Source organism: Corynebacterium sp. HMSC065H09 (assembly GCF_001812845.1).
Taxonomy (GTDB): Bacteria; Actinomycetota; Actinomycetes; order Mycobacteriales; family Mycobacteriaceae; genus Corynebacterium; species Corynebacterium jeikeium_D.
On the sequence record NZ_KV810585.1, the window covers coordinates 305,996 to 316,796 of the forward strand.

The window sequence follows — 10,801 nt, forward strand, 5'->3', positions numbered from 1 at the left end:
AGTTAACAATGACAACACCTACGGATTCCTCAACGCGAAAATTCGCATCCACGCCCAGCTGTCATGCTTGCAGTGGCGGAGCGCCAGCAAAGGATGGTGCACCTGTTGTCGCAGTGGTCGGCGCACCGAACTCCGGTAAGTCAACACTGTTCAATAGTTTGACTGGTGCGAAAGCGCAGATGGGCAATTGGCCTGGTACGACCGTAGAGGTCAGCCGCGGCGCGTGGAAGACCGATGCCGCTGAGTACGATGTCATCGATTTCCCGGGTGCCTACTCGCTGGATGCCATGAGTCCGGACGAAGAGCTCACTCGCGAGATGCTCATCGAGAAACCGGAAGAAGAACGCCCGGATCTCGTCGTTGTCGTTGTCGACGCCACGGCACTGGGCCGTGGCCTCTACATGGCCGCGGAATTGGCGGAACAGCCCCAGCGCATCGTTCTGGCTCTGACCAAACTAGATGTTGCCAAGGCCAAGGGCATCGATGTGAATCCGGACGCATTGCAGTCAGCTATGGGGATGCCGGTGGTGGCGCTGGATCCCCGTCGTAAAGCGGGAATGGCGCGGTTGGCCGACGCGGTAGCAGCGGCTCTGGACGGATGTAGTTCGGTGTCGTCACCGATTCGCCAGGTCGATGGTGAATCGATTGAACGCCTGGACGACGCACGCTTTGCCGCGATTGATGCGGCGGTTGCGGCATCTACGGGCGGGGTGGAAGATCGCCAGACTTTCTCCGACCGCATTGATAACGTGGTTCTTCACCCGGTGCTCGGACCGATTGTGTTCCTGGCAGTTATGTGGGCAGTCTTCCAAATCACGACGACGGTAGCAGCACCGTTGCAGGACGGTTTGGAAACCCTTATTACCGGTAATTTCGCAGATTTGGTTACCCGTGGATTAGAAGCGGTGGGATGGGACCATCCGATTGTCACCGGACTGCTTGTAAACGGCATCATCGGTGGTGTCGGCATGGTGCTGACCTTCGTTCCGCTGATGGCACTCATGTTCCTGTGTCTCGCAGTACTCGAGGATTCAGGGTATATGGCGCGTGCAGCCGTGGTGGCTGACCGTGTCATGCGAGCAATTGGTCTTCCGGGTAAGGCATTTATTCCGCTCATCGTCGGCTTCGGGTGTAATGTGCCAGCGATTTCGGCGACACGTGTGCTGAGTAATCCGCGCCACCGCATTTTGACGGCATTACTGGTTCCGTTTACCTCCTGCTCGGCGCGCCTAACCGTGTATGTCATGTTGGGTGCGGTGTTCTTCCCGGAACACGCGGGCACAGTCGTTTTCGCTATGTACGTGATCTCGATTCTGCTGATCGTTCTGACCGGCCTTGCACTGCGTAAGACCCTGTGGCGCACCATGCCGTCGGAACCGCTGGTCATTGACCTGCCAACCTACCAGCTACCGACCGCACGGCTGGCACTATCGGTGATGTGGATGCGTCTGAAGGGCTTCCTGCAGACCGCTAGTGGAATCATCGTCAGCACCGTCATCGTCGTATGGCTTTTGATGTCTATCCCGGTTGTCTCCGGGCACTCCTTTGCCGATGAAAACCTGGCACCGCAGGACTCCGCATACGGTGCAGTCAGCGAAACTATTGCTCCTGTGTTTAACCCGGCAGGTTTCGGTACATGGTCTCTGACAGGTCCGTTGGTGACGGGCTTTGTGGCCAAGGAAGCCGTCATTTCTACCTGGGCACAGACCTATGCAGTGGAGGACGTCACCGATTCCGATTCGAGCGAACAGGCCTCCAGCCCGCTCGCGGAGAATATTCGACGTGACTTTGACAATGCATCCGATGGACATGGATTGGCAGCAGTCTGGGCCTACATGATCTTCCTGCTGGCTTACACACCGTGCGTGGCTACGCTCGCGGCACAACGCCGCGAGATCGGCTTGAAGTGGACGGGCTTCGGTTTGCTAGCGCAGCTGGTCGTTGCATGGGCACTGGCCGTGATTGTTTTCCAAGGGTTAAAGCTGTTCCTGTAAAGCCTCGTTGATTCCTAGTAGCTTCGGCAAAGCTACTAGGGCACACTTGCGAACTAGAAATCAGATCCAACAAGAATCGCGATACGGAAAGGAGCTATCGCCGTGGGACTCTTTAGAGCCAGGAAGAATACGACGGTTACTCGTCGGCCTTCAGAAGCCGTTCAGGATGCAATCGCGCAGGGCATTAGCTCCCGACGCAAAATCTGCGAAATCACCGGCCTCCAGCGAGCAACGGTAGACCTCATCCTTGACCGCATGGAACACACCGGCCAATTGCGACGGGAATCCCTCGGTGGCATGTGCCCAGGCGGAGGTTGTTCCAACTGCGGGATGTCCGACAGCGGTACGTGTACTGGTGGTAGTTCTAACAGTGGTCCGGTCGCGCTGGTTCTGACACGCAGGCCACCTTCTGCAGCCTAAGTCTTGAGCTTCGGCTCGGTATTCTCCGTGCACAATGCGGAGAATTTGGCTTGTCATGCGACAATAGCAGCTAGTATGACGAATTTTTCCAACAACTTTGATGAGGTCAGCGACGAAACGTCGCAGCAAGCTCGCACCTCGCACGAGATGGACGATTTTTTCATCGACGCTAATGATGCTGGCGAGAACGCCGATAGTGCCTCCGGGGATGCGTTCGCAACGAACGTCGGCACGCAAAGGGAACCTACCGTCGGTGATTTGGATTTGGAGGCGCGTTCCTCACTGCGCCGGCTGACCAGGTCAGTAGCACATACTGAATCCGAAGAGGTGATGGTCGAGTACCGTCAGCTCCGACTGGAGCGCGTTGTGTTGCTCGGTGTCTGGACATCCGGGACCCTTCAGGAAGCCGAAGTGGCGATGGAGGAGCTCGCCGCACTGGCAGAGACTGCAGGTTCGGAAGTTTTAGAGATGGTGCTGCAGCGTCGTGATAAGCCGGACCCTGGTACTTACGTGGGATCCGGCAAGCTCAACGAGCTTCGCGATATTGTCGCCTCCACCGGCGCAGATACAGTTATTTGCGACGGTGAGCTGTCTCCCGGCCAGTTGGTGGCGCTGGAGGATCGCCTTGACGCCAAGGTTATTGACCGCACCATGCTGATTCTGGATATCTTTGCTCAGCACGCGAAGTCCAAGGAGGGCAAGGCGCAGGTCTCGCTGGCACAAATGCAGTACCTGTACACGCGTCTGCGCGGCTGGGGCGGCAACCTATCGCGTCAGGCTGGTGGTCGCGCGGGCTCCAACGGCGGCGTGGGTCTGCGTGGTCCGGGTGAAACTAAGATCGAAACCGATCGTCAGCGCCTACGCCAAGATATGGCGCGAATCCGCAAGGAATTAGCTGGCATGAAGACTGCGCGTGAGATCAAGCGCGCACGTCGTAAGGCTGGACACCTGCCGCGCGTGGCAATTGTCGGCTACACCAACGCGGGTAAATCTTCGTTGCTCAACGCACTGACAGGCGCTGGTGTGCTGGTGGAAGACGCGCTGTTTGCGACGCTGGATCCGACGACTCGTCGCACCAAGCTTCGCGACGGTCGCACGGTGATTATGACCGATACGGTCGGATTTGTTCGCCACTTGCCGACGCAGCTCATTGAAGCTTTTCGCTCGACCTTGGAAGAGGTGCTCGAAGCCGACGTCATCATGCACGTCGTAGACTCCTCTGACCCATTCCCGCTGGAGCAGATTAAGGCTGTCAACAAAGTCATCAACGAAATCGCGGAGGAAGAAAAGGCCGAGATTCCGCCCGAGCTGTTGGTAGTCAACAAGGTGGACAAGGCCGATGGCATCACTCTGGCGCAACTGCGTCACCAGCTCGATGATGCGGTCTTTGTCTCTGCGCGAACGGGTGAGGGGATCGGTGAACTGGAGACCCGACTCGAGCTTGCACTCAATGAGCTGGAGTCTCACGTCCACATGTTGATCCCCTATGACAAGGGCAATATTGTCTCCATGCTCCACGAAGATGCGACCGTGCTGTCGGAGACATGGACAGAGCAAGGCACCCAGATGGATGTGCGTTTGCCCACTAGCCTCGCGGATGAACTGTCGGCATACCGCATCGAACCTGCAGCGGATCCTCACTTCACGGCGGATGCGAATGAGGATAGTAGCAACGACGCCTAGTCGGAATAGGGAGAGCGGAGTTGGAATAGGGAGAGCGACAAAGAGCTCCGGCAGTCCTGGGTTTAATGCGGTATCCGTGGCGTGATCTGCGGTGGGCATCCACTAGCATTACAACCATGAATTCTACTTCTGACGCGGAGACCCAACAGGGAACCTCCGCAAATCCGCCTGCTGAAAACGCCGAACGTGGCCGTCTTTTCGGTTGGGATATTCACGGTGACGGTCGAAAGATTGCACCGGGAGCCGTGGTGGCTCCCAACGAACGCCTCGATTGGCCTCGTACAATTGGCATTGGCGCACAGCACGTCATTGCCATGTTTGGTGCAACTCTTCTGGTGCCGCTGTTGACTGGTTTCCCAGTCAATACCACACTGCTGTTCTCGGGTATCGGCACGATTGTCTTCCTGCTAATCACCCGAAACCGCTTGCCCTCTTACCTGGGCTCGTCGTTTGCCTTCATCGCACCACTGACCGCGACACAGGCGCAGGGTATTGGTGTTCAGCTCGGTGTCGTGCTCTGCGCCGGCATCGCGCTCATGCTCGTTGGCTGCGTTGTAAAGTTCGCCGGCAAGCGTGTCCTCGATGCAGTGATGCCACCTGCAGTAACCGGTGCCATCGTCGCTCTCATCGGACTTAACCTGGCGCCTGCCGCCACGGAGAACTTCGCCACTCAGCCGTTGGTCGCATTTGTCACGATGGCATCCATTGTCTTCGCAACCGTCGCTGGCCGCGGTATGGTCAGCCGTCTGGGTGTCCTTATCGGCGTACTAATCGGCTGGGTCTTCGCCGCTGCCACTGGAAATCTCTCGCCCGAGGCTACAGAAACTGTCGGCAATGCCGCCTGGATTGGTCTGCCCGCATTCCACGCGCCGGAGTTCCACTTCAATGCGATGCTGATTGGTCTGCCCGTCATCGTAGTACTCATCGCAGAGAATGTCGGTCACGTCAAGGCTGTTGCTGCCATGACCGGCCGAAACCTCGATGACATCGCTGGCGATGCTCTTATTGCAGACGGTCTAGCCACCACCATCGCCGGTTCAGCTGGTGGTTCTGGTACCACTACCTACGCTGAAAATATCGGTGTTATGGCCGCTACCCGTGTCTATTCGACCGCAGCTTACTGGGTGGCAGCTTTCACCGCCATTGCACTGGCTTTCATTCCAAAGTTCGGCGCACTCATCTTGACCATTCCTACCGGCGTGCTCGGTGGGGCAACGATGGTGCTCTACGGCCTGATCGGTTTGCTCGGTGTGCGCATCTGGATGGACGAAAAGGTCGACTTCAACAACCCGGTTAATCTCACCGCTGCCGCCACCGCGCTGATCGCGGGTATCGGTAACCTCACCCTCGACATTGGTTCGCTGACGCTGGAGGGCATTGCTTGGGGTTCGGTCGGCATTATTATCGGCTATCCAATTTTGAACTGGCTCTACAACCGCATCGGTGAGAACCGCTCGTAGGCCACCCGTCCAGGGCAGAATCTCGCACGAATGCTTAACGACGGAACCACGTGACCGTTGCCACGATGTTTCGTCGTTAAGCTGATTGCTTTTAATCGCTCAGATCTTGGGCGATGAGTTCGGCGATTTTCTCTACCGCAACCGCGTTGCTACTGGTCACAGTGACTTCATCGCCGAATTCGGCACCGAGTGCCATGAGCATCAACGAGGATGAAGCATCGGCCGGTTCGTTGTCGGGCTCGTCTGAGTCAAGGAGCTCGACCAGAATTTCTTCCTGAAAACGGGAGGCACGCTCAGCGATGACCGTTGCAGGGCGGGCATGAATACCCACCTTGGAGCCGACGTGGACATGTTGAGTAACCATGCGGGCGGCATCCTGCCTTTCTGCTTCTCGATTTCCTCGATGCCATTTCTGAGCTTAATAGGTTGCCCGGATGGGTTGGGGAATGTTTGCTGAAAATCGTAGAAATGCTCGTTGGGATAAACCAGCCGGTGCGGTAAAAACTACGCTTCCGCTGAAACGTCTGCTTCTAGGTTTTGATTATCGGTGCTGACTTGCCGCGGCCACAGGCTTTTAGCTGCCACAACGAGAATTGCTGCCACTATGCTGCCCAAGACGATTGCAGTAAGCCATGCGACAGGGTTGTCGATTGCAAACAACACAAAAATACCTCCGTGCGGAACACGTGTGGCCGCACCCAAAGCCATTGAGGTGCCACCGGTGACGGCACCGCCAATCACAATCGACGGAATCACACGTAGCGGATCTGCGGCGGCGAAGGGAATTACTCCCTCTGAAATGAAGGCCGCACCGAGCACCCAGCCCGCTTTGCCGTTTTGACGCTCCGCCGAACTGAACAGCTTTGGTCGGAGCACAACTGCCAGAGATGTAGCCAATGGAGGTACCATGCCCGCCGCCATCACAGCGGCCATGACCTTCCATGATGCGGGATCTGCTGAGGCGATGTTTGCGACGGCAAAAAGATAGGCAGCCTTGTTGATCATTCCGCCCATATCCACGCACATCATTGCGCCGAGAAGACCACCGAACAGGAACGCCGCCGTCGTATCCAGTGATTGCAGCCACTGCTGCAGAGCCGTCATCAGCCACGCCAGCGGCATCCCGAGCAGCAGGTACATGGTGAGCCCAACGGACATAGCGCCGAGCATAGGAATCACGACAACCGGCATCAGCGGTCGCAGCCAGTCCGGGACTTTCATCCTCAACAGTAGGGCTACAACTAGTCCCGCCAGGATGCCTGTCACCAGGCCCCCAAGGAAGCCGGCGCCAACCGTGACCGCGATGGCACCGCCAATAAAGCCTGGTGCAATGCCGGCTCTGCCAGCCATGCCAAAGGCGATATAAGCACTCATTACAGCCACAATGACCTGCATGCCGTGGTTGCCAATGGCAAAAAGCGCGGAGCCGAGATACAGCCACAGCCCACTACGATCGATTAGCACGGTGCCGAGATCTTTTGTCGGCACAGCAATCGGGGCATCGAGTCCGATAATCTCCGGCAGCCGCAAATCCCTAGTCACGGCGTCAGCTACTACACCAACCTGATGACCGCCGACGAGGAATCCCAGCGCAATCAACAACCCCGATGCGGCCACGAACGGCACCATATAGCTGACACCGGTCATAATGGCATCACGAACCCAGTGTCCGAAGGCTTTGTCACCGCCTAACGATGATTTATGTGCCTCCACCTTCGTAGTTGCTTGTACCCTCTCAGATGAAGGGTCTGCGCCTGTAGTAGCGGTTTGCGAACCGGCCTCCTTGTCGTGGTCATCCTTAGGTTGCGGCGCCTTTCGGTCGTAGGCGCGAGCCCGTGATTGTTCTGCTTTTGCCTTCGCTTGTTCAATAACCGCAGTAGGTTCATTGACTGCCTTACGAATTGGCACTTTGATCTGTGGTTTATCGCTGAAGCGCTTAAGCCCCGTAACCCCAATATCGGCTGCGATTACTAGCACGTCGGCTCGGTCAATTGCCTCTGCGGGGGCTTCCTGGGTTCCTGCCGAGCCCTGCGTCTCTACAGTTAGCGTTACATCAGCCATGCTCTCAGCCGCGCCCGTGAGCGCTTCGGCTGCCAAATAAGTGTGAGCGATGCCCGTGGGGCAGGCTGTGATGGCGACGATATTGGTCTTCGTCGGAGGTTTTTTCGCTTTCCGACGAGGCGCTTTGGTGATGTGCTCGCTAATGATTCGGGCGGCCTCTTCATCGCTTTCAGCACCGCGAAGAGCTGCGCGAAACCCCTTATCGCGAAGTGCCTTTGCGAGTGCGGCCAGAATGTCGACGTGGACATCGCTGTTAGTAGATGGGACACCGATGAAAAAGAGCAGGTCCGCTGGCCCGTCTGGTGTGGTAAATTCCGTAACGCTGGTTAAGCGGGCAAACATCAGGGTCGGCTTCGACCAGTCCTCATGGCGGCAGTGGGGGATCGCTATCCCGCCCGGCAGACCTGTCGGGGACTTCTCTTCGCGTTCGAGGGCTGCTGCGACGATGCCGTTGCTGTCAGTGGCGCGGCCGGTCTCTACAGCTTTAGCGATCAGGTAGGTAAGGATCTTCTCCTTTTGCGGACCGATATCTAGGTCAAGGAACACTGTCGACTCATCGGCTAGGTCTAATGCAATAGCGGAAAAATCTGCCGAAGAAGACATGGTTTTCTAATGCTCCTTATCTAGGCATCGAAAAGCTAAGCGTCGAGCTGCCATAACCGGCCGGCCTCGGGGTGAACCTGTTCTGGATAGGGGATGGTCGTACCGGGAAGACTGGTTGCAGCCGCCCCATAAGCTACGGCGGTGGTTAGTGCATCTTGGTAGCTATCACCGCGTTCGCGGGACATAACGTAGCCGGCCAAAGCACAGTCTCCAGCACCGACCGTCGACTGAGCGACTATCGAGGGGGAGGTAGCAGCGAAACAACCGCCTGACTTCACTGAAAGCACCGCTCCTGCTTCGCCGAGAGTGGCCAGGACTTCGGATACGCCAAGCTCGTTCAGCGCACGAGCAGCCTGCGCTACGGGAAGATAGTTCCCTTCGGCTGCAGCGGCCTCAAGTTCTTCGCCGTCCTGATTAATGATTTGACCAAGTTCGTAGGCGTTCGGCTTCATCAAGAAAGGTCGCACCTTTGGAAATGCGCGAACGACCTCAGTCAGTGGGCCGTCGCTCGTATCCATAGCAACACGAATATTCGGGTTGACCGAATACACCGCCTCGGTGCATTGAACGTAAAAATCCCTGGGGACACCAGGGGGCAGCGAACCTGCGAAAACTACCCACGTGGCGCGTTTAGCATGGTGGATAAGCTTCTCCAGGACACGCCTACGGTGCGCTTTCGTCAATGTCATGCCAGGAGAATTGAGCTTGGTGGTCGTCCCATCTGGCTCTGCGAGCGTGAGATTAACGCGGGCTTCGTTAGTCGTGTTGATGGCTTCATGGGGTATGCCAGAGACTTCCAACAGACGCGTGAATTTTCCAGAGTCCGATGCCGGGTAGAGCGCGAGCGTCTTTTCTCCGGCGTAGTGCAACGCCTTGGACACATTAATTCCCTTGCCACCAGCCATGTCCTCAGCCATTGGTAGGCGGAACACGCCACCTCGCTTGAGCTCCGTATCGAGTCGAGCAAGTCGATCGATTGACGGATTTACAGTCAAGGTCAGGATCATGAAGCAACCACGACCTCGACACCTTGCTCCCTGAGATCGTTGACGAACTGTTCCGGGGCAGAGGAATCTGTAATCACGACGTCGATATCTTCCAATGCTGCAAAGCTGACGAGGAAGTCGCGGCCAAGTTTCGTCGAGTCCGCCATAACGATGACCTTGCGCGCATTCGTGATCATCGCGCGCTTTACCGCTGCTTCCTGCGGATCAGCAGTAGAAAGACCGTGGTCAATTGTCAAGGCATTAGAACCAATGAAAGCGACATCGGCACGCATAACCGCGAGAGTGCGGAGTGCCGTATCGCCAGCAACCGCCTGAGTAATGACGCGAACTTGGCCGCCAAGGAGTTGAAGCTCAATGCGGTTCGATCCTGCGAGTGTGATGGCGTTGGGAAGAGAGTTTGTGACAACCGACCAACGGCGGTTATCAGGGGAGTGGACCATCAGCTCTGCAAGAGCCTCGGTGGTAGTTCCAGCATCGAGAAAAATTCCACCACCAGAGTCAGGCAGAAAATCCGCAGCACAGCGGGCAATAGAGAGCTTCGCGTCCTTTTGCGCGTTCTTTCGAGCGGCAACTGAAAACTCAACAGTCTGAAAAGAACGAGTAGCCACAGCGCCACCGTGTACGCGGTGAACTGCGCCCTCTGCATCCAACTGAGCTAGATCACGACGAATTGTCTCTGCTGTGACATCGAAGGCCTCCGCAAGATCAGCGACCGTCACGCGCCCTTCGACTGCTGTCAAAGACGCAATCTTCCGGCGGCGTTCCTCTGCGTACATTCCCCGCTCCTTAGCTGTTAAGAAATCTCAGCTTTACTATCTGTTCCCAGTATGCCCGTTTATGTCTGTTTCGGGCAACGAAAATGTGGGAAATTAGAGGCTGCGTAGGACGCTGACGATCTTGCCGAGGATCTTGGCGTGCTCCGCAGGGAGTGGGTCAAATGCGCGATTATGGGGCATGAGCCACTTGCCAGCAGCGTCTTCGTGCCATTCCTTGACTGTTGCTTCATCTTCAAACAGGGCTGCAACAAAGTCCCCCTGTTCGACCACGTCTTGGGAACGGACTACCACCCAGTCTCCGTCGAGAATGCCCGCGTCAACCATGGAATCACCCACGACCTTGAGTAGGTATAGCTGACCAGAGCCCGTAATCTCCATCGGAAGTGCCATGTGACTTTCCACATGCTGCTCCGCCAAAATAGGGTTGCCAGCCGCAATCTGTCCAACGATAGGAACGAAGATTGGCTCTGGCATGTCCTCTGGCATCTCGGGAGTTTGGGTGGTGCCAGTAGCCTTTGGCCCAGGCTTTACCGGAGTGAAAGTGCCAGCGGAGGACTTCGAATCCCTTACGTTTACCGCGCGGGGTTTGTGTGGGTCGCGGCGGAGAAAGCCCTTCTTCTCCAACTCCTTGAGTTGGTATGCCACCGACGAGGTGGAGTTCAAGCCCACAGCATCCCCAATTTCTCGAATGCTCGGTGGGTATCCGCGAAGTACGACGGCATCCGAAATGACGTCAAGAATCCGACGCTGCCGATCGGTGAGTGTTTTAGGGTTCGCTTTCTTCTTTTGAGCCATGG

Annotated in this window: 9 protein-coding genes; 3 read left to right on the top strand and 6 right to left on the bottom strand. The window is 56.8% G+C overall.

All coding sequences use genetic code 11. The features are described from left to right. The first annotated feature begins 8 nt into the window (after nucleotides 1-8). Nucleotides 9-1,994, top strand: coding sequence for a ferrous iron transport protein B (feoB, locus tag HMPREF2878_RS05285; protein ID WP_070652952.1), 1,986 nt, complete (start codon nucleotides 9-11; stop codon nucleotides 1,992-1,994). 150 nt (nucleotides 1,995-2,144) lie between these two features. Here the strand turns inward: feoB and HMPREF2878_RS11625 are convergent, their stop codons facing one another. Beyond that, entirely contained in the window at nucleotides 2,145-2,267 is a 123-nt protein-coding gene (locus tag HMPREF2878_RS11625; RefSeq protein ID WP_308813173.1) for a hypothetical protein, read from the bottom strand. Nucleotides 2,268-2,489: 222 nt separating this feature from the next. Between HMPREF2878_RS11625 and hflX the strand changes: the two genes are divergently transcribed. Together hflX and HMPREF2878_RS05295 are read left to right on the top strand one after the other, a co-directional pair. After that, complete coding sequence (gene hflX / locus HMPREF2878_RS05290; RefSeq protein ID WP_070652953.1) at nucleotides 2,490-4,097, top strand: GTPase HflX; 1,608 nt, start codon at nucleotides 2,490-2,492, stop codon at nucleotides 4,095-4,097. A 116-nt stretch (nucleotides 4,098-4,213) separates the two neighbouring features. Next, the gene (locus HMPREF2878_RS05295; protein ID WP_224433128.1) at nucleotides 4,214-5,557 is read left to right on the top strand and encodes a uracil-xanthine permease family protein; all 1,344 of its coding nucleotides are present in this window, start codon (nucleotides 4,214-4,216) and stop codon (nucleotides 5,555-5,557) included. 91 nt (nucleotides 5,558-5,648) lie between these two features. On the opposite strand, the gene HMPREF2878_RS05300 is transcribed toward HMPREF2878_RS05295, so the two are convergent. The 5 genes from HMPREF2878_RS05300 to lexA all read right to left on the bottom strand — a co-directional run bounded on the left by HMPREF2878_RS05300 (nucleotide 5,649) and on the right by lexA (nucleotide 10,799). Then, nucleotides 5,649-5,921 (bottom strand): HPr family phosphocarrier protein, encoded by a 273-nt coding sequence (locus tag HMPREF2878_RS05300; protein ID WP_016422625.1) that lies wholly within the window; start codon nucleotides 5,919-5,921, stop codon nucleotides 5,649-5,651. A 140-nt stretch (nucleotides 5,922-6,061) separates the two neighbouring features. After that, nucleotides 6,062-8,221: a PTS fructose transporter subunit IIABC gene (locus tag HMPREF2878_RS05305; RefSeq protein WP_070652954.1), complete on the bottom strand. Its 2,160-nt coding sequence runs from the start codon at nucleotides 8,219-8,221 to the stop codon at nucleotides 6,062-6,064. A 35-nt stretch (nucleotides 8,222-8,256) separates the two neighbouring features. After that, complete coding sequence (locus HMPREF2878_RS05310) at nucleotides 8,257-9,228, bottom strand: 1-phosphofructokinase family hexose kinase (protein WP_069358732.1); 972 nt, start codon at nucleotides 9,226-9,228, stop codon at nucleotides 8,257-8,259. Next, nucleotides 9,225-10,004: a DeoR/GlpR family DNA-binding transcription regulator gene (locus HMPREF2878_RS05315; RefSeq protein ID WP_016422628.1), complete on the bottom strand. Its 780-nt coding sequence runs from the start codon at nucleotides 10,002-10,004 to the stop codon at nucleotides 9,225-9,227. The genes HMPREF2878_RS05310 and HMPREF2878_RS05315 overlap by 4 nt, the downstream gene beginning before the upstream one ends. Before the next feature lie 93 nt (nucleotides 10,005-10,097). Further along, on the bottom strand, nucleotides 10,098-10,799 hold the full coding sequence (gene lexA, locus HMPREF2878_RS05320) for a transcriptional repressor LexA (RefSeq protein WP_016422629.1): 702 nt from the start codon (nucleotides 10,797-10,799) through the stop codon (nucleotides 10,098-10,100). Nucleotides 10,800-10,801 lie beyond the last annotated feature (2 nt).

Coding starts and splice junctions, on each gene's coding strand:
- HMPREF2878_RS05310 (WP_069358732.1), bottom strand. CDS start 9,228: ATGATCCTGACCTTGACTGTAAATCCGTCAATCGATCGACTTGCTCGA.
- HMPREF2878_RS05315 (WP_016422628.1), bottom strand. CDS start 10,004: ATGTACGCAGAGGAACGCCGCCGGAAGATTGCGTCTTTGACAGCAGTC.
- HMPREF2878_RS05300 (WP_016422625.1), bottom strand. CDS start 5,921: ATGGTTACTCAACATGTCCACGTCGGCTCCAAGGTGGGTATTCATGCC.
- feoB (WP_070652952.1), top strand. CDS start 9: ATGACAACACCTACGGATTCCTCAACGCGAAAATTCGCATCCACGCCC.
- hflX (WP_070652953.1), top strand. CDS start 2,490: ATGACGAATTTTTCCAACAACTTTGATGAGGTCAGCGACGAAACGTCG.
- HMPREF2878_RS05305 (WP_070652954.1), bottom strand. CDS start 8,221: ATGTCTTCTTCGGCAGATTTTTCCGCTATTGCATTAGACCTAGCCGAT.
- HMPREF2878_RS05295 (WP_224433128.1), top strand. CDS start 4,214: ATGAATTCTACTTCTGACGCGGAGACCCAACAGGGAACCTCCGCAAAT.
- lexA (WP_016422629.1), bottom strand. CDS start 10,799: ATGGCTCAAAAGAAGAAAGCGAACCCTAAAACACTCACCGATCGGCAG.